This window comes from Caballeronia sp. LZ034LL (assembly GCF_031451215.1).
Lineage (GTDB): Bacteria > Pseudomonadota > Gammaproteobacteria > Burkholderiales > Burkholderiaceae > Caballeronia.
In genome coordinates this window covers 662,876-682,292 of the sequence record NZ_JARUXR010000003.1, presented here as the reverse complement: position 1 = coordinate 682,292, position 19,417 = coordinate 662,876, and the positions used below count along the sequence as shown (strand labels likewise).

15 protein-coding genes and 1 pseudogene are annotated in these 19,417 nt (G+C 63.6%); 9 read left to right on the top strand and 7 right to left on the bottom strand.

What is annotated here, in order from left to right; all coding sequences use genetic code 11:
• Positions 1 to 117 precede the first annotated feature (117 nt).
• The 4 genes from QCE83_RS24205 to QCE83_RS24190 are packed head-to-tail and all read right to left on the bottom strand — an operon-like array spanning position 118 to position 3,569.
• Complete coding sequence (locus tag QCE83_RS24205) at positions 118 to 1,284, bottom strand: ABC transporter ATP-binding protein (protein ID WP_309817287.1); 1,167 nt, start codon at positions 1,282 to 1,284, stop codon at positions 118 to 120.
• The gene (locus tag QCE83_RS24200; protein ID WP_309817283.1) at positions 1,281 to 1,934 is read right to left on the bottom strand and encodes an ABC transporter permease; all 654 of its coding nucleotides are present in this window, start codon (positions 1,932 to 1,934) and stop codon (positions 1,281 to 1,283) included. The genes QCE83_RS24205 and QCE83_RS24200 overlap by 4 nt, the downstream gene beginning before the upstream one ends.
• 19 nt (positions 1,935 to 1,953) lie before the next feature.
• Positions 1,954 to 2,856: a glycine betaine ABC transporter substrate-binding protein gene (locus tag QCE83_RS24195; protein ID WP_309817282.1), complete on the bottom strand. Its 903-nt coding sequence runs from the start codon at positions 2,854 to 2,856 to the stop codon at positions 1,954 to 1,956.
• Entirely contained in the window at positions 2,853 to 3,569 is a 717-nt protein-coding gene (locus tag QCE83_RS24190) for an ABC transporter permease (protein WP_309817279.1), read from the bottom strand. Before QCE83_RS24190 ends, QCE83_RS24195 begins: the two co-directional genes overlap by 4 nt.
• Before the next feature lie 390 nt (positions 3,570 to 3,959).
• On the opposite strand from QCE83_RS24190, the gene QCE83_RS24185 reads away from it, so the two are divergent.
• The 3 genes from QCE83_RS24185 to QCE83_RS24175 all read left to right on the top strand — a co-directional run bounded on the left by QCE83_RS24185 (position 3,960) and on the right by QCE83_RS24175 (position 9,954).
• On the top strand, positions 3,960 to 5,672 hold the full coding sequence (locus QCE83_RS24185) for a diguanylate cyclase (protein WP_309817276.1): 1,713 nt from the start codon (positions 3,960 to 3,962) through the stop codon (positions 5,670 to 5,672).
• 160 nt (positions 5,673 to 5,832) lie between these two features.
• Positions 5,833 to 8,361 (top strand): ATP-binding protein, encoded by a 2,529-nt coding sequence (locus QCE83_RS24180; protein WP_309817273.1) that lies wholly within the window; start codon positions 5,833 to 5,835, stop codon positions 8,359 to 8,361.
• Between the two features lie 171 nt (positions 8,362 to 8,532).
• Positions 8,533 to 9,954 carry a lipase family protein gene (locus QCE83_RS24175; protein WP_309817271.1) on the top strand — a complete coding sequence of 474 codons (1,422 nt, stop codon included), beginning with the start codon at positions 8,533 to 8,535 and terminating at the stop codon, positions 9,952 to 9,954.
• A gap of 12 nt (positions 9,955 to 9,966) precedes the next feature.
• On the opposite strand, the gene QCE83_RS24170 is transcribed toward QCE83_RS24175, so the two are convergent.
• Entirely contained in the window at positions 9,967 to 10,599 is a 633-nt protein-coding gene (locus QCE83_RS24170; RefSeq protein WP_309817269.1) for a dihydrofolate reductase family protein, read from the bottom strand.
• 306 nt (positions 10,600 to 10,905) lie between these two features.
• On the opposite strand from QCE83_RS24170, the gene QCE83_RS24165 reads away from it, so the two are divergent.
• Complete coding sequence (locus QCE83_RS24165) at positions 10,906 to 12,111, top strand: hypothetical protein (protein WP_309817266.1); 1,206 nt, start codon at positions 10,906 to 10,908, stop codon at positions 12,109 to 12,111.
• Positions 12,112 to 12,119: 8 nt separating this feature from the next.
• On the opposite strand, the gene QCE83_RS24160 is transcribed toward QCE83_RS24165, so the two are convergent.
• Complete coding sequence (locus QCE83_RS24160) at positions 12,120 to 13,058, bottom strand: LysR family transcriptional regulator (RefSeq protein ID WP_309817263.1); 939 nt, start codon at positions 13,056 to 13,058, stop codon at positions 12,120 to 12,122.
• Positions 13,059 to 13,237: 179 nt separating this feature from the next.
• Here QCE83_RS24160 and QCE83_RS24155 point away from each other — a divergent pair, with 179 nt between their 5' ends.
• Both QCE83_RS24155 and QCE83_RS24150 read left to right on the top strand, forming a co-directional pair.
• Positions 13,238 to 14,377: an iron-containing alcohol dehydrogenase gene (locus QCE83_RS24155; RefSeq protein WP_309817261.1), complete on the top strand. Its 1,140-nt coding sequence runs from the start codon at positions 13,238 to 13,240 to the stop codon at positions 14,375 to 14,377.
• 69 nt (positions 14,378 to 14,446) lie between these two features.
• Positions 14,447 to 15,154, top strand: a pseudogene (locus QCE83_RS24150) (MFS transporter); the annotation flags it as partial.
• 20 nt (positions 15,155 to 15,174) lie between these two features.
• Here the strand turns inward: QCE83_RS24150 and QCE83_RS24145 are convergent.
• Entirely contained in the window at positions 15,175 to 15,858 is a 684-nt protein-coding gene (locus tag QCE83_RS24145) for a glycoside hydrolase domain-containing protein (RefSeq protein WP_309817257.1), read from the bottom strand.
• A 219-nt stretch (positions 15,859 to 16,077) separates the two neighbouring features.
• Between QCE83_RS24145 and QCE83_RS24140 the strand changes: the two genes are divergently transcribed.
• From QCE83_RS24140 to QCE83_RS24130, 3 genes are read left to right on the top strand one after another with little or no spacing between them, the layout of a single operon-like run.
• A complete protein-coding gene (locus QCE83_RS24140; protein ID WP_309817254.1) occupies positions 16,078 to 17,343 on the top strand; it encodes an MFS transporter in 1,266 nt (421 codons plus the stop codon).
• Positions 17,344 to 17,348: 5 nt separating this feature from the next.
• Positions 17,349 to 18,554: an alpha-hydroxy acid oxidase gene (locus QCE83_RS24135; protein WP_309817251.1), complete on the top strand. Its 1,206-nt coding sequence runs from the start codon at positions 17,349 to 17,351 to the stop codon at positions 18,552 to 18,554.
• A 26-nt stretch (positions 18,555 to 18,580) separates the two neighbouring features.
• A complete protein-coding gene (locus QCE83_RS24130) occupies positions 18,581 to 19,417 on the top strand; it encodes a phytanoyl-CoA dioxygenase family protein (RefSeq protein ID WP_309817249.1) in 837 nt (278 codons plus the stop codon).

Genomic DNA, 19,417 nt, shown 5'->3' with positions numbered 1-19,417 from the left:
CCCTTTCCTTTTTACTGTCTGGATAAGCGTAAACCCTATATTTAAATTTCTCACTCACTGAGAAACCGATTTTTGTCCAGCGGGAGCGGTGTGGCGGGCTGGAATGGTCCACCTGAATTACACCCCCACCGTCTCCCCCACCCGCGCCACCGGCCCTTGCCCAGTCTGATGCCGCGACCTCCCCGAGCTCAGATAATCCGCGATCGAATCCTGCGTGATCTCGCCGACATAGTGCCCGTCGGCATCCAGCACCGGCATCCACGACGACCGGAACTGATACATCTTCGACAGCACGATCCGCAGGTTCTCATCCGGCGACACCGTCGCCTGGAACTGCGTGAGCTTGTCGCCGCACACGCCTTGCGCTCCGCGCGCCGCCCGTCGCGACACTACGCCCAGCGCATGCCGCTCGCCATCCAGCACGGTCAGATAGCGGCTGTCGCTTTCGTCCATCAGCGCGAACGCATCGGCCAGCGGCGTCTCGGCGCGCACGGTATCGGGCTGCGTCGCCGCATCGCCGGCCTTCACGAGCAACAGACGCTTCAGCGTGCTGTCGGCGCCGACGAACTGGCCGACGAAATCATCGCGCGGATGCGCCAGCAAGGTATCCGGATGGTCGTACTGCACGAGCTTGCCGCGCCGGAATACGGCCACGCGGTCACCCAGCTTGATCGCTTCGTCGATATCGTGGCTCACCATGATGACCGTCTTCTTCAACTGGCGCTGCATCGCGAAGAACTCGTTCTGGATGGTCTCGCGGTTGATCGGATCCACCGCGCCGAACGGCTCGTCCATCAGCAGCACGGGCGGATCGGCGGCCAGCGCGCGGATCACGCCGATGCGCTGCTGCTGCCCGCCCGACAACTCGCGCGGATAGCGCTTCAGGTACAGCTTCGGATCGAGCGCGACCATCGACATCAGTTCGATCGCACGCTCGGCGCAGCGCTTCTTGTCCCAGCCGAGCAGGCGCGGCACGATCACGATGTTCTCTTCGATCGTCATGTTCGGAAACAGGCCGATCTGCTGGATCACGTAGCCAATGTGCCGGCGCAGGTCCACTTCATTGAGGCCGGACGTATCCTCGCCGTTGATCAGCACGCGTCCCGAAGTCGGCTCGATCAGACGGTTGATCATCTTGAGCGTCGTGGTCTTGCCGCAACCGGACGGGCCGAGGAACACGCAGATTTCGCCCTCTTCAACCTTGAGGCTCACCGAGTCGACAGCGTTCACTTTCTGGCCGTCCTTCTGCGTGAAAGTCTTTGTCAGGCGGTCGAGTTCGATCATGTCTTTTGCACTCCCTTCGGTGTCAGTACACGCTGCAATGCCTGCAGCAGCAAGTCGGCGACGATCGCGAGCAGGCTCACGAGCACGGCGCCCACCAGCAGTTTCATCATGCTGCTCTGGCCGATCGCGCGCACGATCAGCGAGCCCAGTCCGCCTGCGCCGATCACGGCGGCAATCGTCATCACGCCGATGTTCATCACCACGGCGGTACGCACGCCGCCGAGAATCACCGGCACGGCCAGCGGCAGTTCCACGAGGCGCAGCCGTTGCCACGCCGTCATGCCGATGCCGATCCCCGCTTCCTTGATGCCCGTTTCCACGTTGCGCAGCGCGAGATAGGTGTTGCGCATGATCGGCAGCAGCGAGTACAGGAACACGGCGGTGATCGCCGGCACTGCGCCGATGCCTGCGCCAAAACGCGAGAACACCGGGATCATCAGGCCGAACAGCGCGATGGACGGCAGCGTCAGGATGATGGTCGCGAGGCCCAGCAGCGGGCCGGCGAGCCACGGATAGCGATTCATCACAATGCCGAGCGGCACGCCCGCGAGGATCGCGCAGCCCACGGCCAGTCCCACCAGATAGCAATGCTGCAAGGTCAGTTGCAGCAACTCGGGCCAGTTGGCGCTCAGATAGTCGGTCAGACTCATCGTTCAGGTTCCTCCTTCATCAAGGCAGCTTGTGCGCGCGCAGAAACTCGCTCGCGACTGCCTGCACCGACTTGCCGTCGATATCGACCTGCTTGTTCATCTCCAGCATCGCGTCGTTGTCCAGCACGGCGGACAGCGCGTTCAGCTGTTCGGCCAGCTTCGGGTTCTGCTGGAGCACCGTCGCGCGCACCACGGGCGTGGCGTTGTAGGGCGGGAAGAAATGCAGATCGTCTTCGAGCGGCACGATGCCGAAGCCCTTCACGCGGCCATCGGTGGTATAGACGAGACCGATGGTCAACTGGTTGTTATGCAGCGCCGTATAGACCAGCCCCGAATCCATCTGCTTGGTCTCGGCGCGGCTGAAGTGCAGGTCGTAGGCGGCTTCCAGCGGCTTCAGGCCATCGGGACGGTTCGCGAACTCCGCATCCATGCCGAACACGTGGCGCGTACCCTTGGGATCGCTCTTGAGCTTCTCCGACAACTGCGAGATCGTGCGGATGCCCGACTTGCGCGCCGCTTCGGCAGGAAGGCCGAGCGCGTAGGTGTTGTTGAGCGGCGACTTGTTCAGCCACACGAGCCCTTCCTTGGCGTCGAGGTCCTTGACGCGCTGGTACATCTCGTCGGGCGACATCTTGTCCTTCAGCTTGTGATAGACCAGTGCCGCCGTGCCGGTGTATTCCCACGTCAGATCGACCTGGCCGTTTTCCTGTGCGCTGCGCAGGAGCACGCTGCCGAGGCCGGTGCGCGCGTCGATCGTATAGCCGCGCGCACGCAGATACTGCGTCGTGATCTCGACCAGCACGTACTGCTCGGTGAAGTTCTTGCCGCCGACGACAAGATTCGCGGCCAGCGCCGGGACACTCGCGCACGCGCTGAGGGCAGCGGCGGTGAATGCATGTCGGAGGAAACGGAATAGCGTCATTGCGTCACCTCGCTGCCGCTGGTCCAGCGCCGGCTTGCTGCGGACACGATGGCGTCGAGCAGCAGCGCGAGGATCGCGGTGCCTGCGGCGCCGAGCAGCAGCATCTGGTTGTCGTTCAGATAAATACCGGGGAAGATCAGCGTGCCGAGACTGTCCGCGCCGATCAGATAGGCGAGCGGCGCCGTGCCCACGTTGATTGCCAGCGCGGTGCGCACGCCGCCCACGATGATCGGCATGGCGTTGGGCAACTCCACGCGCAGCAGCGACTGCATGCCCGTCATGCCGATGCCCCGCGCCGCTTCGAGCAGCGAGGCAGGCACGTTCTTCATGCCTTCATAGGTGTTGCGCGTGATCGGCAGCAGCGAGGCCAGGAACAGCGCGATGACGGCAGGCGTATCGCCGATGCCGAAGATACCGAGCGCAATGGCGAGCACCGCGAGCGAAGGCACCGTGTTGCCGATGTTGAAGATCTGCATGAAGCCTTCGGCCTGTCGCACGAGGCCGGGGCGGCTGAGCGCCACGCCGGCCGGAATGCCGATGACGATGGCGAGCGCCATCGAAATGCCCACGAGCATCAGATGACGGCCCGTGTAGTAGACGAGATCGCCGGAATATTTGTGCCATGTACTGGCGTCGATGGCGCGCGTCAGCAGCACGGCCACGATGATTACCGCCAGCAGGCTGCCCAGGATCTGGACAGTTCGTCGGGACATGGAAAAGGTCTCCTTGTTCGAAGGGCGAGCGCGATGGATCCACGCTGCGTCGTGCGCCGCTGCCGACAGACGCGGGCGCCGAATGGGAGCTGGTTACAGCCGGAATGGAAAGGATGGGCGCGAAGGCGTGGCGCAAATGCGCGAGCCGGAAGCGCTCGCCACTCACCGCTCAGCAAGGATGGGCGAGGGTTGAAGCGAAAAAGTCGGGTGTCGGCGTCTCCGTTTGAGCAGTCAGTGAGCCTCCAAGGGAAGCGGCGGACAGAAAGCCGCTAGCAAGCCATGTGCCCGCCCGCAATAAACATGCTGACGGCGCTCAATTTGACCGTTCTTGTGCCGTTGTAGCGTGATGCGTCACACTAATGACCAACCGGCGATGGCACGAGCGCGCGTATGACGACCTCCGTATCGGACGATCCCTCCGGCATCCTGCTGACGGAACAGCGCGATGCCGCGTTGCAGACCTTGTGCCGTCTGGCCCGGATGCATTTCCAGGTGGCTACCGCAGCCATTGCGGTTCACGATCCTCACGGTGAAACGCGCCTCGTATTCGATGGCGCGCCCGTCTCTCGTCTTCCCGACGCTTCCATCGTCGCCTCTTGCGAGCTGACCGATGCCTCGGGCGGCTCCGTCGGCGTGCTGGCCTTGATCGATCCGGCGCCGCGCACCTTCGATACCACCCACACAACCTTCCTTCGCGATCTCGCCCAACTCGCCGAACACGCGATCGCCGCGGCGGAAGAAGGCGAGAGGCAGAACCGCCGGATCGGCAGGATGAAGGAGGACGGCGAGCTGACTTCGCTTGCGCTCTCGGGCAGCGGGACGGGCGTGTGGGACCGCAACGTCGTGACCGGCGCGATCCACTATTCGCCCGACTGGCATGCATTGATCGGCTATGAACCGCATGAGTTGAGCAACCGGATCGAGGATGCGGTCGAGCGTCTGCATGCCGATGACCGCGAGTACGTGAAGGCCGCGATGCAGGCGCACTTCGACGGCAACACGCCGAGCTATGCCGTCGAACACCGGATCCGCTGCAAGGACGGCAGCTACAAGTGGATCTGCAGCCGGGGCAAGGTGGTCAGCCGCGACGCCACGGGCCGCGCGCTGCGCATGGTCGGCACGACGACCGACATCACCGCGTTGCGCGAACTGGCGCAGCGCCTGCAGCACTCCATCGACCTGGTGACGAATCTCACGCATCAGGTGCCGGGACTCGTCTTCCAGATGCACCAGTCCGCCGATGGCCAGTGCCGCTTCTCCTACGCAAGCGACGGCATCCGCGAAATCTACGAGCTGGCGCCCGAGGACATCCAGCGGGACGCCCATGCGATCGACGCCTTGATCGATCCACGCGATCTCGCTGCCTATCGGGCGTCGCAGCGGGCCTCCGCCGCCAGCCTGACGCCGTGGCGGCTCGAATATCGCGTCAATCTTCCGCGCCAGGGATTGCGCTGGCGCGAAGGCGAAGCGCGGCCGCAGCGCGGCGCGGACGGCGGCACCGTATGGCACGGCTTCATCACGGATGCGACCGAGCGCAAGCGCATCGAGGCGGAGCTGCAATCGCTGGCGACCACGGACCATCTGACGCAGTTGTCGAACCGGCGTGAATTCGTGAGCCAGAGCGAGGCCGTGCTCGACGCATTGCGGCAGCGCGTGCTGTCATGCGCATCGACCTTGTTGCTCGACCTCGACCACTTCAAGGTGCTGAACGATCGCTGGGGGCACTCGCTCGGCGACCGCGCGCTCGCGCATTTCGCGGCACTGCTGCGCGCGGTCGTGGAACCGGGCGCCATCGTCGCGCGCATCGGCGGTGAGGAGTTCGCGGTGCTCCTGCCCGGCGCGGATATCGATACGGCCCATGCGCTGGCCGTGCGCTTGCAGGCCCGCTTCCATGCGACGCCGCTCCTGCATGGCGACGAGCGGATCGCGATGACGGTGAGCATCGGCATCGATTCGATGCTGGGCAGGGATATCGAAGCCGCGCAAACGCTCTCGCGCGCCGACATCGCGCTGTATGGCGCGAAGAAGCGCGGCCGCAACCGGATCGAGGTGTTCAGGAACGCGGCGCGGCCGGACATCGATGCGATCGCCGGCGTGAACTGAACGCCGCGCAATAAAGGCGCATCGCGTCCACTCTTTGTCCGCGCCATATGCGGAATATCCCTGTTTTTCCAGCACGCGAACGACCATGACTGCCTTAAACTAGACGGCCGTTCGCCGCCGCGCGCGACGCCGGATCAAGCCTGGAACAAGAACTCATTTGATGACCGACCCTCTCGACCTTGATGTCCGACGCATGGCCGCGCTCGTGCGCCATGACGTGCTCGACACGCCGCGTGAATCTGCCTTCGATGAGATCGTCAGCCTCGCTGCCTCGATCTGTCATGCGCCCATTGCGCTGATCAACTTCATTGCAGCGGATCGCCAGTTCATCAAGGCGGAGACCGGACTTGGCGAGCACGTGTCTTCGTTCGAAAGCCCGTTCTGCACTCAAGCGCTGCGGGAAGGCGAGTTTCTCCAGATCCCCGACGCTCTCGATGATTCGCGCTTCGCCGGTCATCCGCTCGTCACCGGTGCGCCGCACGTGCGCTTCTATGCGGGCGCGTTGCTGACCACCGCCGAAGGTCTCCCGCTCGGCACGCTCTGCGTGATGGATCATGCGCCGCGCAGTCTCGATGCAACGCAGCGGCAGGCGCTGTGCATGCTGGCGCGTCAGGCCATGACGGCGCTGGAACTGAAGCGCGCCACGAAGGATGCTGAGGCGTATCGCGTGCGTTATGGCGCGCTGTTTCATGCCATCGATGACGGCTTCTGCACGATCGAGTTCTTCGATGGTCCGCATGGCCCGTTGAGCGACTACACGCATATCGAAGCGAACCCGGGTTATCAGCGGCATACTGGCATTGCGGACATCGTCGGGAAGACCTTGCGCGAAGTCGATCCCGCCGATGCGGACCAGTGGATCGAACTGTATGGCGGCGTGTTGCGTACCGGTGTTCCCGCGCGTTTCGAGCGCTATTTCATCAGTGCGGGACGGCATATCGAAGTGTCGGCGACCCGCGTCGAACCGCCCAGCCTGCGGCAAGTGTCGGTGCTGTTCCGCGACATCTCGGCGCGCAAGAAGGCCGACGCCGCATTGCGCGCCAGCGAGGCGCTCGCGCGGCAGAACATCGAGCGGGTGCAGCTGGCGCTCGCGGCGGGCGCGATCATCGGCACCTGGTTGTGGGACTTGCCGAGCGACCGCTTTACCGTCGATGAAGCCTTCGTCCATTCATTCGGTCTCGATCCCGCGCAAGGACATGACGGCCTGAGCCTCGCGCAGGTGATCGCGAACGTGCATCCCGACGACCGCGACGGTCTCACCCAGGCATTGACTGAAGCGCTCCAGCGCGGCGGTCACTATGCATATCAATTCCGCGTGCGGCGTGCGGACGGGCGCTATTACTGGATCGAGGCGAACGGCCGCGTGGATCACAGCGCGGACGGCACGCCGCTGCGATTCCCGGGCGTGCTGCTGGACGCCGAGCAACGCCGTACCGTGGAAGCAGAACGGGATCGCGCGGCAGCGTCGCTGCGCGCGCTGAACGAGACACTCGAACAGCGCGTCGCCGCGCGCACCGCCGAACTCATGCGCGCCGAGGAACAACTGCGTCAGGCGCAGAAGATGGAAGCCGTGGGTCAACTCACGGGCGGCCTCGCGCACGACTTCAACAATCTGCTGGCGGGCGTATCGGGCTCGCTGCAATTGCTGAGCATTCGCCTGAGCCAGGGACGAGTCGCCGACGTCGACAAATACGTCGTGGCCGCTCAGGGCGCGGTGCGGCGCGCGGCCGCGCTGACGCATCGCCTGCTGGCGTTCTCGCGGCGCCAGACGCTCGACCCGCGTCCCACCGATGTCAACGCACTCGTCAACGGCATGACCGACATGATCCAGCGCACGGTCGGGCCGGGCATCCGCGTGGAGGCGGTCGGCGCCGCCGGGCTGTGGCCCGCGCTCGTCGATGCCGGGCAACTCGAAAACGCGCTGCTCAATCTCTGCATCAACGCGCGCGATGCGATGCCGGACGGCGGCGCCATTACGATGGAGACGGCCAACAAGTGGATCGACCACACGGCCGCGCACACCCACGACATGCCCGAAGGACAGTTCCTGTCGCTCTGCGTGACCGATACCGGCACGGGCATGACGCCCGACATCGTCGCGAAGGCCTTCGATCCGTTCTTCACGACCAAGCCTATCGGCATGGGCACTGGACTCGGCTTGTCGATGATCTATGGCTTTGCGAAGCAGTCGGGCGGACAGGTGCGCATCTATTCGGAGCCGGGGCAGGGCACGACGGTATGCATCTATCTGCCGCGCTTCTACGGCGATGTCGCGAGCGACCTGCCCGATCACGACGCCACGCCCATCTCGGGCGCGGAGAGCGGTGAGACAGTGTTGATCGTCGATGACGAACCGAGCGTTCGCATGCTCATCACGGACGTGCTGGAAGAGCATGGCTATACCGTGATCGAAGCGGCCGATAGCATGGCGGGTCTCAAGGTGCTGCAATCGAATGTGCGCATCGACCTGCTCATCAGCGACGTGGGTCTGCCGGGCGGCATGAACGGCCGGCAGATGGCGGATGCGGCGCGCGCGTCGCGGCCTGATCTGAAGGTGCTGTTCATCACTGGCTATGCCGAGAATTCGGTGATCGGCAATGGCCGGCTCGATCCCGGCATGCAGGTCCTCACCAAACCGTTCGCGCTGGAAACGCTCGCCGAGAAGGTCAGGCAACTCGTCGACGGCTGAACGCGACGCTGTCTTTGCTGTGTATGGATCGCGCTAATTCATGAACAGTCCGCCGGATTGTTCATTACGTTTTGATCTCATTGCTTGCTTATTGCTTCCGCTTCTATGCTCGCCACGCGGGTCGTGACACGTATGTGTTCATGACGCGCGGAACTTGTTCACGAGGACAGCATGGAAGCTACGCAGCATATGAAAGCACGATCGAAACTCTTCAAATGGATGGCCGGGTTGTTGCTCGGTCAGAGCATGGTTCACGGTGGGGCCGTCATGGCGCAATCAAGTACGGATCCGTACTATGCGATGCCGGCCGCCTACGCCGCTTTTGACTTCACCACGTGGCAACCGAAGTGGATGAGTCAGGCGAACGGCACCCCGCTGGCTGCCAAGTCGATCAACCTGCCCGCCGGGTTTCCCAGCGGTTCAATCGGTTACCAGTTGCTCTACAAAACCACCGACGGTGGCAAGCCTGTCACCGTCGTCACTACCCTGATTCTGCCCCCGCCGGCTGCGGCCAGTGCACTCAGCAGCCTGACATCGAACAAGGGCGCGCCGCTCGTTTCCGTTCAGTATCCGCAGGATGATCTCGTCACGACGACCCAGCCGTCGTATGTGCTTCTGAACGCCACGAGCCTGGCCAGCGATTACGCCGCGATGGCCGCGCCGATGCTCAATAACGGTATCGCGGTAGCCTTTCCTGATCATCAGGGGCCGAACTCCGAGTTCAATGTGGGTCAGCAGATGGGACCGGCAGTGCTGGACGGAGCGCAAGCCATCCTGAACTGTGCTCAAGGTTACGGCGCCTGCACCGGAATCACGCCGGCAAACGTAGGCGGGCTCGCAGCGACGAGCCCTGTTGGCCTGCTCGGGTATTCGGGCGGCGGCGGCGCCTCGACGTGGGCGGCGGTGCTGCGCGGAAACTATGCGCCCAGGCTCAAGGTGGTCGGCGCCGCGCTCGGAGCAAGTTCAAGTTCTGATCTCTCGACGATCATCACCGCACTTGATGGGACCGCAGCGGCACGCCTCGCGTATGCCGTGATCGTCGCCATGGGACGGCACGATCCGGTGAATTATGCAGCCTTCAAGCGCGCCGTGAGCGGCGCTGCTGCGAACGTGTTCACATGCATGGAAACCTCCTCCGCGCCTTATTCCTGCTATACCGCCGGACTCTATCCGGCCTTCCTGCCCACCTTGAGCGCGAGCGGCCTGGGATCCCTGAACGCCATGTTGGCGGCCAACAGCGTGTCCGGCACGGCTTACGCGCCCGATGTGCCGACGCTCGTGTACTACGACATCGGCGATACGCTGATCCCGGCGTCGGCCAGCTTCAAGATGATCCAGTCTTTCTGCAAGGCACGAGCGAGTGTGCAGGTTCTGCAAAGCCAGGTCAGCCTGTTTCCGAGTCAACAGGTGCATTCAAGCGCGGCTGCCGCGTTCACGGCACCCGTCAACTATCCCTTTCAGTTCCTGGCGCAGCGTTTCTTCGAGTACTACACAGGCCAGGCCTACGCGGGTCGCAACGACTGCACGACATTCGCCATGCTCAAGGCTGCCCCCGCTGGACAGTACCCCAGCCAGGGGCTGCGGGTGAATTGAGGCAGTGTGGGCTTAAGTCCGGGCAGATTCATCGAACGAGCCTGTCCGGACCTCGCCCGCGCGCGCATAGCGCGCGATCACCACGCCGCCTGGTGTGCGCGTCATGTGCGTCAACTTGAAGGCCCGCGTCTCTACGTCGTCGCCGAACAGGCGCCGACCGCGTCCAAGCATGACCGGGAAGGTCAGCAGACTGAGTTCATCCACCAGGCCGGCCGCGAGCAGCTGGCGCACCATGGCGCCGCTTCCGAAGGTCAGAAGGTCCGCGCCTTCCTGCGTCTTGAGAGCACGGACGGCATCGGGCAGGTCGCCATCGAGTGCGCGGCTGTTGTGCCAGTCGAGCCCGCTCTTCCGATGCGTAGCCACATGCTTCACCACGCTGTTGAATTTCTCCGCCAGCCCGTGGCTGGGAGCGTCAGGCGCCACGTGCGGCCAATGCGACGCGAAGATGTCATAGGTGCGTCGGCCGAGCAGCAGTTCGAAGGGCTTCGCGAGCAAGGACTGCAAGTTCTCGCCGATGGCGGGATCGGCATAAGGAACGATCCAGCCGCCCAGGCGGAAGCCGCCGCTGATGTCCTCGTTCGGACCGCCGGGCGCCTGCATCACGCCGTCCAGACTGCTGAATACCGAAACCGTGAGTGTGCGCATCGTGTTCTCCAGGGTGATGCCGGTACGACGAACGGGGCGGTCGCAAATCGACATGCAATCGCGAGGGCGCTGCGCAACATTGTTATTCAGAAAGAAACAAGAATAACGAGAATTTCAATCTTCGGATTCACGCACTTGATTCAATGAAGAATCATTTGGCTGAATAAAACCGGCCGCCTACGATTCAATTCCAATCCCGCATGTGTAATCCGGCGAAAGATTTTTTCTGACACAGACGCGACGGATTTTCAAGATAACCCCCGTTTAACCGTCGCTGCTTGTGAGTCGCTTATTTGACTGGAAGCATTGCGCCCCTTCAAGGCGTTATGCGAATTTGAAGAATCAGAGAAACAAAATCGGCTTCAATCAATTTCTTCATTACCCGTTCAGAAATTAACAGTTGGGGTTACCATGAAAATCAACGTCACTCTGGCCTCTTTATCCGTCACCTTGCTTGCCGCCGGCCTGATGAGCGGCTGCGGCGGTTCCAGCGATGATAATTCGCCACCTCCTCCTCCGGGCAGCCCGCCGGCGGTCAGCGTCTATGCCGGACAGATCAACACGGCAGGTTCGGCAGGCGGCTCGCTCAATAGCGCCCAGTTCGACGAACCCTTGGGTCTCGTTGCCGACAAATCCGGCAATCTCTATGTCGCGGATGCGAGTGCCGATACGGTCAGCAAGATTTCGAACGGCAGCGTTTCGATTCTCGCCGGGACGGCCTATCAGCAAGGTTCGTCCGATGGCGCCGGCTCAGCCGCACGATTCGAGGCGCCGCAGGAACTGGCGATCGATCCGTCCGGCAACCTGTATCTGACCGACGGCTTGCCCAATTCGGCTGCATCGATCGTCAGGAAGATCACGTCCTCCGGGCAGGTCAGCACGATCATCAATCCCGCCACTCGACAGGCCTTGCAAACCAACGGCAGCACGGCGATTGCCGCGGATGCGCAAGCGAATGTCTACATCTTCACGACCAACCCGACGACAGGCGCCGTGCAACTGACGCAGATCACGCCAACTGGCGCGGTGAATCCGGTGACGCTGACCAGTACCTCGGCGTCTCCTGTGGTGCTGACCAATCCGCAGGCCCTCGCGTTCGATAAGTCGAACAATCTCTACATCACGGACAACAACATCAATAGCGAGGCAGGCGCGTTGTACAGGGTGTCGCTGAACGGCACGACGGGGCAGACAACCCTCGTGGCCGGCTCGGTGGTCAACGCCGGTTCGAACGATGGCGCCGGCGCGCAAGCCACCTTCAACGGTCTTGACGATATGGCAATCGACAGCAGCGGCAATGTCTATGCAAGCGACGACCTCAACAACACCATCCGCGAGATTACGCCGGGCGGCGTGGTCACGACCTTCGCCGGTGTCGCGGGTCAGTCGGGCCTGAATCTCGGCCAGTTGCCGCAGGCGCTGCCTTCCCTCGACGGACTGGTCATCGTGGGAACGACGCTCTACATGGCCGCACCCGACTACAGCGTCATCTTGCAGCTCGGGCCGCTCTGACCATCACTTCAGCGGGACTGAACCTCGGCCTTGCCGACCAGTTCGTCCCGCAGCAAACGCGCGCCGGGCGACAGCGGCGCCCCGCGCGGCGTGACGAGTTCATAGGGTTCGCTGCGGGACGTGAACGACAGCGGCAGGATGCGCGTGGCTTCGTGCCGCACGAAGAACTGCGCGACGTCGATGGACACCAGCGCCACGAACGAAGGATTGTCCTGCAGCAGGCTCAGCGTCGCGAAGGCGGACGTGGTTTCCAGCAGGCTCGATGGAAAGCGGATCCCGGCCTGCTGGAATTCGCGCTCCAGCAACACGCGCATGGGCATGTTGGCGCGGTAGACGACCCATCGGTACACGGCCAGGTCCTTGAGCGTCAGCTTCTTCGCCTTGCGTAACGGATGCTGCACGTTCGCGACCACGGCGAGCGTCTCTTCCTGCAAGACGAGGCTTTCATACATGTCCGGATTCTGGCTCACCGAGGTCCGGCAGATCGCGAGGTCCAGCCTTCCCGCGTCGATGAGACCCAGCAGCGTCTCGCTGGCATCCTCGATGATCTCGACGGACATCTCCGGCTGACGCGCAATCAGCGCAGACACGGCCCGTGTCAGCAAGGGCACGGCGCCCATGATGACGCCGACGGCAACGCGTCCGCCATGCCCGCGCAGAATGCCGGCGATCTCTTCCCGCATGTGCGACAGGTCCGTGTAGATCAGCCGCGCATAGCGGATCGCGCAGTGTCCCACTTCGTTTGCCTCGAGTCCACGCCGCGTGCGCGTGAACAGTGCCGTGCCGAACGTGGTTTCGATTTCCTGCAGCGCCTTGCTCGCGCCCGGCTGGGTGAGTCCGACCTGATTCGCCGCCTTCAGCAGCGAGCCGTGGTCGGCCAGCGCCACCAGCAGCCGCAGCTGCTTGAGGTGGAGGCGCGAGGCAATGGAATTGAGCGTAGGCGTCATGTGACTTGAGCGCGAGTTATATCAACATAAAAACTTCTCAATTTTGCTCCGTGGCGCGGCTCTCTATACTGCGGCAAAAGAACCCATAAGACAGCGCGCTTTGGCCATTTCGAGGCGACGAGCCGCACAGGCCGAAGGTCCGTCGAGCACCGGTCAACTATAACCGAAGGTCATCCATCATGTCTCTCATCCACTACGTAACCCAGATCCAGTTCGACTTCGGCGCAGTGAATCTGCTGAAGAGCGAATGCGAGCGTCTTGCGATCCGACGCCCGTTGATCGTCACCGACCGGGGCATCCGCGCGGCCGGCATTCTCGACATCGTGCTGAAGGTGCTGGAGCGCGCCGACGGCGACATGATCTACGACGCCACCCCGCCGAATCCCAACGAAGCCGCCGTGCGCGATGCCGTCGCGCTGTACCGGCAATCGGATTGCGACGGCATCATCGCGGTGGGCGGCGGTTCGTCGATCGATCTTGCGAAGGGCGTGGCGGTCTGCGCAACGCACGAAGGCCCGCTGCACAGCTTTGCCGTGATCGAAGGCGGCGCCAGCCGGATCACCGCGCAGACCGCGCCGGTGATCGCGGTGCCGACCACGGCCGGCACAGGCAGCGAAGTAGGACGCGGCGCCATCCTGATCCTCGACGATGGCCGCAAGGTGGGCGTGATCTCGCCGCATGTCGTGCCGAAAGTGGCGATCTGCGATCCCGGCCTGACGGTCGGCCTGCCGCCGCTGCTCACCGCCGCCACCGGCATGGATGCCGTCGCGCATTGCCTGGAAACCTTCATGTCGCCGCTGCGCAATCCGCCTGCCGACGGCATCGCACTCGATGGCTTGCGGCGCGCGTGGGCGCACATCGAGCGGGCGACGCACGAGCCCACCGATCAGGCCGCGCGCGAAAACATGATGATGGCCTCGATGGAAGGCGCACTCGCGTTCCAGAAGGGACTGGGCTGCGTGCACAGCCTGAGTCACGCGTTGGGCGGCATGGATCCGCGCCTGCATCACGGCACGCTCAACGCGATCTTCCTGCCGGCGGTCGTGGAGTTCAACCGCAGCGCGCCGTCCATGCGCGACGAGGACAAGATGGCGCGCATGGCGAACGCCATGCGCCTGCGTCACGACGCGGACCTTTCCGCGGCGCTGCGCGACATGACGGTGCGCCTCGGCTTGCCGTCCGGTCTCCAGGCGCTGGGCGTGACGCGCGACATGTTCCCGCGCATCGTGCAGGGCGCGCTCAAGGATCACAGTCACAAGACCAATCCGCGCGAGGCATCGGAAGCCGACTATCTCGGCTTGCTGGAAGCGTCGTACTGAAAAAGTAACGATGAACGAACGGACGCCCGCTGAAGAGGCGTCCGCGCATGACACGGACGGAGACACTGCATGAACAAGAGCAAACGGATCGTACGGATCCAGCGCATTTCTATTTTCTTTCTGACCCTGGCCGGCAGCATCAACTATCTCGATCGCAGCGCGTTGTCCATCGCGAACAGCGTGATCCGCGGCGAGATGGGCATGAGCGCTTCTCAGATGGGGCTGCTGTTGTCGGCTTTCTCGCTGGCCTATGCCTTCGCGCAACTACCGGTCGGCATGATGCTCGACCGCTTCGGTGCGCGCGTGATGCTGGGCTGGGGCATGATCCTGTGGTCGGTCGCGCAGGCATGCTGCGGACTGGTCGGCAACCTCCAGCAGTTCTTCATTGCGCGCGTGTGCCTGGGCGTCGGCGAAGCGCCGCAGTTTCCGGCCGGCGCGAAGGTCATCGGCGAATGGTTCGCGGTGCGTGATCGCGGCACGCCCACCGGCATCTTCGTCGCCTCGACCACGGTCGGCCCGGCCATCGCGCCGCCGATCCTCACCGGCATGATGCTCGCGCTCGGCTGGCGCAACATGTTCTTCGCGACGGGCGTGTTCGGCATTCTCGTGGCGATCGGCTGGTATGTGGCTTATCGCAATCGCGACGAAGTGACGCTCGCGTCGGAAGAAACCGCCTACCTGAACCAGGACTCGCAGGACGATGCGAACAGCCAGCCGCTCAGCGGCGCGCAGTGGCGCAGCCTGTTCCGGCAGAAGACGACGTGGGGCATCTTCTTCTGAAGCTGCTGCTTGTCCCGCTAGTGAGTGGTCGGCGTGGGCGCCAACGAAGGCAACGCCGACACATCGGTGCCCCATGTGCTGCCCGCCGGATTGGCGGTCATCGTGTACGCGAGCGTCGCGCCGGTCGCGATGCTCGAGAGCGGCATCCATGTCGACGGGTGCGAAGCGCCGTTCAGTTGCAGCGACTGCACGTAGTACGACGCGCCAGCGCCCGAACCCGCGCCTGGCGCCGTGATATGCAGCAGCTTTTGGCTGCCGTCCAGCTGACCGACGCGCACGTCGATCTGCGCGAACTGCGGGCTCGACAACACGACGCCGCTCACACCGGGCACTTCTGGATAGAGCCCGAGCGAAGCCCAGACATACCAGGCGGAGATCGCGCCGAGATCGTCGTTGCCGGGCAGACCGCCCGCGCCGGTGCCGAACTCGGTCGTGAGCGCAGTGTGCAGGACCTGCTGCGTGTGAGTCGGCGCACCGGCCCATGCATAGACCCAGGGCACCGCCATGGTCACCTCATTGCCGACATAGAAGTACGGCTGAACCGTGCCGATGTTCAGATGCGTGAAGAAGGTGTCGAGCCGCTTCACGACCGATGCCGCGCCGCCCGCTTGCGTGACCAGTCCGCACGTCTTCGCATCGAGGGCAAGCGACTGCACCATGTCGCTGGCCCGCACGGGATCGAGCAGCGCCTGAAGCTGCATGAACGAGCGGTCGATGTCTCAGCCGGAGAAGTTCGATATGCCCACTGAAAGCGCACGCGAACCCACGCGCTTGGTCGAGGGTTAACACCGGCAAGACGCGCGTTGACATCGGTCGTAAGCATCCACTACGCTTTATGTACAGTGGATCCATTGAACATTCTGGTTGCCGCTGAGGGATGTGCCGTGATTGAGGCCTGAAGCAGACCACCGGAGAAAGTGATGGAGACACGCGCTCGCTGGACGCTCGTCAGTTTGCTGTTCGCTGGAGGCATGATCAGTTACCTGGACCGGGCGGCGTTGTCGATCACCGCGCCGCTGATCTCGAAGGAGCTCAACCTCGACCCCGCGCAGCTCGGCATCGTGTTCTCGAGCTTCTTCGTGGGCTATGCGCTGTTCTGTTTCGTCGGAGGCTACTCGGCGGACCGCTGGGGACCCAAGGTCGTGCTCAGCGTGTCGATGCTCGTGTGGTCGCTGTTCTGCGGACTGACGGCGGCGACGGTCGGCATCGTGAGTCTGTTGCTGGTGCGCGTGATCTTCGGCATGGGCGAGGGACCTTTCTGCGCCAACATCAACAAGCTGGTGTCGAACTGGTACCCGCGCGATCAACAGGCCAGCGCGCTCGGCCTCGCGAACTCGGGGCAATCCATCGGCGCGGCAATTGCAGGCCCCGTGGTCGGCTTTCTCGCCCTGGCGACGAGCTGGCGTGCGTCCTTCGTCATCATCGGCGCAGTGGGCGTCCTATGGGTCGTGGCGTGGCTATGGCTCGCGAAGGACAAACCCTCCACGCCGATTGCCGGAGAAGAGCCGTCGAACGCACAGCTTCCTGACGTCGCCGATGACGGCGCCGCGCCCGCGCCGCTCTCGACCTATCTTCGGCGTCCCGCCATCCTCGCCACCGCCTTCGCGTTCTTCGGCTATGCCTACATTCTCTATTTCTTCCTGTCGTGGTTTCCGTCCTATCTCACGATGGCGCATCACCTGAGCATCCAGAAGATGTCGATCGTCAGCGTGATTCCCTGGGCGGTCGGCGTGACGGGGCTGGTGGCGGGCGGCTATGCGTGCGACTGGCTCGTGCGCAGGACGGGACGCGCGATCTTCTCGCGCAAGATCGTGCTGATCACGAGTCTGGGCGCGGGCGCGGTCTGCATCGCCTTGACGGGCGCGGTGAGCGAGCTGACGAGCGCCGTCACGCTGATGGCCGTGGCCGTGTTCTTCATGTACGCGTCGTTCAACACCTACTTCGCCATCGTGCTCGACACGGTGGAAAAACGCCGCGTGGGCGCGGTCGGCGGCTTCGTGCATTTCATCGCCAACCTGGCCGGCATCGTGGCGCCGGCGCTGACGGGCTTTCTCGTGCAATCGTCCGGCAGCTTCAAGAGCGCGTTCGTGCTGACGGGCATCATCGCGGCGTTGGGCGCGCTGTTCGTCGCGATCTTCGTGCGGGCCCCGAGCGCCGAGCTGCAACTTCAACCCAAGCTGGCCTGATCGACATGCGTCACTACGCCACCATCGAGGAACTGCGCGTGGCCGCCAGACGACGGGTGCCGCGCATGTTCTACGAATACGTCGATGCAGGCTCGTGGACCGAGTCGACCTATCGCGCCAACAGCGACGACCTCGCCCGCCTGCAGTTCCGTCAGCGCGTTGCAGTGGATTTCAGCCGGCGCAATCTCGCGACGACCATGCTCGGCGAGCCCGTATCGATGCCGGTCGCGCTTGCGCCCACGGGCATCGCGGGCATGCAGCACGCCGACGGCGAGATGCTGGCGGCGCGTGCGGCCGAACGTTTCGGCGTGCCGTTCACGCTGTCCACCGTGAGCGTGTGTTCGATCGAAGACGTGGCTGCGTTCACGCAGAAGCCGTTCTGGTTTCAGCTCTACATGATGAAGGACCGCGGCTTCATCGCCGATCTGATCGCGCGCGCCAAGAGCGCGCAGTGCTCCGCGCTCGTGCTGACTCTCGATCTGCAGATTCAGGGACAACGTCACAAGGACAAACGCAACGGCCTCTCGGCGCCGCCGAAGCTGACGTTGCGCAATCTCGCCCATCTGTCGCGCCATCCGCGCTGGTGCGCGGGCATGCTGGGGACGTCGCGAAGGAGCTTCGGCAACATCGTCGGACATGCGCCGGGCGTGACCGGAATCGCGTCGATGGCGGACTGGGCCGCGAAGCAGTTCGATCCGACGCTCACCTGGAAGGACATCGACTGGGTGCGGGAGCGCTGGGGCGGCAAGCTGGTGCTGAAAGGCATCCTCGACGAGGAAGATGCCCGCATCGCGCGCGATGTCGGCGCCGATGCGGTGATCGTGTCGAATCACGGCGGGCGTCAGCTCGACGGCGCGCCGTCCACCATTTCGATGATGCCGCGTATTGCCGACGTGCTGGATGGCGAGATCGAGCTTCACATGGACGGCGGCATCCGCTCGGGACAGGACGTGCTGAAGGCGCTGGCATGCGGCGCGCAGGCGGTCTACGTGGGGCGCGCTTTCCTATACGGGCTCGGAGCGGAAGGCGAGGCCGGCGTGACGCGTTGCCTCGAAATCATCCGCGACGAACTGGACACGACGATGGCGCTGGCGGGCGTCACGGACGTTCGTCACGTGGACGGCGCCGTGCTCCGCTCGGGCGGTTTCGTCCGGGAGCAAAAGCAGCCAATGAACCACGGTACGGCGCCGGTTCGCATCCAGGTCGCCTAGCGGCCTCATACAGGGAGATTCGCATCATGTTGAAGTCGTTGACGCCCCATCAGCTCGAACATTTCAGAAAGTACGGCTATGTCGCGCCGATCCGCGTCATGTCGGAGCGGACCGCCCTCGAGTTGCGCAAACGTCTTGAAAATTTCGAGCAATCGAACAATCCGCTCAGGAAGAAGGCGCTGAACGTGAAGAGCCACTTGCTGTTCTCGTGGCTGAACGACCTCGTGCGCAACGACAAAGTGGTCGATGCGATCGAGGATCTGTACGGACCGGATCTGCTGGTCTGGGCGAGCAGCTTTTTCATCAAAAACGGCAACGATCCGGCGTATGTGTCGTGGCATCAGGACTCGACCTATTGGGGACTCTCGAAACCCGATGTGGTGACGGCCTGGGTCGCCTTGTCGGAGAGCAACCGCGCGAACGGCGCGATGCAGGTGGTCCCCGGCACGCATCTGCTCGACCAGATTCCGCATCGCGACACCTTCAACGAAAGCAATCTGCTGACACGCGGGCAGGAAGTCGCGGTGGACGTCGACGAATCCCAGGCGGTGGCGATCGAACTCGAGCCGGGCGAGATGTCCCTGCATCACGTGCGGATCGTGCACGGCTCGCCGCCGAACGCATCGCCGAACCGGCGCATCGGGTATGCGATCCGCTACATCCCGACCTATGTGCGTCAGCTCGAAGGCGCCGACAGCGCCACGCTCGTACGCGGTGTCGATACGTTCAACACATTCGAGCACGAGCCGCGTCCGACACAGGATCTCGATCCTGCATTCGTCGCGCTGCATCAGCAGATCGGCGAACGCAACCTGAATATTCTTTACAAAGGCGCGGCGCAGAATGCGCCGGCCCAGCGCTGA

Excerpts from the sequence above, each read along its gene's own strand:
- QCE83_RS24155 (WP_309817261.1), top strand. The coding sequence starts at position 13,238 with ATGTCTCTCATCCACTACGTAACCCAGATCCAGTTCGACTTCGGCGCA.
- QCE83_RS24190 (WP_309817279.1), bottom strand. The coding sequence starts at position 3,569 with ATGTCCCGACGAACTGTCCAGATCCTGGGCAGCCTGCTGGCGGTAATC.
- QCE83_RS24200 (WP_309817283.1), bottom strand. The coding sequence starts at position 1,934 with ATGAGTCTGACCGACTATCTGAGCGCCAACTGGCCCGAGTTGCTGCAA.
- QCE83_RS24175 (WP_309817271.1), top strand. The coding sequence starts at position 8,533 with ATGGAAGCTACGCAGCATATGAAAGCACGATCGAAACTCTTCAAATGG.
- QCE83_RS24130 (WP_309817249.1), top strand. The coding sequence starts at position 18,581 with ATGTTGAAGTCGTTGACGCCCCATCAGCTCGAACATTTCAGAAAGTAC.
- QCE83_RS24185 (WP_309817276.1), top strand. The coding sequence starts at position 3,960 with ATGACGACCTCCGTATCGGACGATCCCTCCGGCATCCTGCTGACGGAA.
- QCE83_RS24145 (WP_309817257.1), bottom strand. The coding sequence starts at position 15,858 with ATGCAGCTTCAGGCGCTGCTCGATCCCGTGCGGGCCAGCGACATGGTG.
- QCE83_RS24170 (WP_309817269.1), bottom strand. The coding sequence starts at position 10,599 with ATGCGCACACTCACGGTTTCGGTATTCAGCAGTCTGGACGGCGTGATG.
- QCE83_RS24205 (WP_309817287.1), bottom strand. The coding sequence starts at position 1,284 with ATGATCGAACTCGACCGCCTGACAAAGACTTTCACGCAGAAGGACGGC.
- QCE83_RS24135 (WP_309817251.1), top strand. The coding sequence starts at position 17,349 with ATGCGTCACTACGCCACCATCGAGGAACTGCGCGTGGCCGCCAGACGA.
- QCE83_RS24160 (WP_309817263.1), bottom strand. The coding sequence starts at position 13,058 with ATGACGCCTACGCTCAATTCCATTGCCTCGCGCCTCCACCTCAAGCAG.
- QCE83_RS24140 (WP_309817254.1), top strand. The coding sequence starts at position 16,078 with ATGGAGACACGCGCTCGCTGGACGCTCGTCAGTTTGCTGTTCGCTGGA.
- QCE83_RS24195 (WP_309817282.1), bottom strand. The coding sequence starts at position 2,856 with ATGACGCTATTCCGTTTCCTCCGACATGCATTCACCGCCGCTGCCCTC.
- QCE83_RS24180 (WP_309817273.1), top strand. The coding sequence starts at position 5,833 with ATGACCGACCCTCTCGACCTTGATGTCCGACGCATGGCCGCGCTCGTG.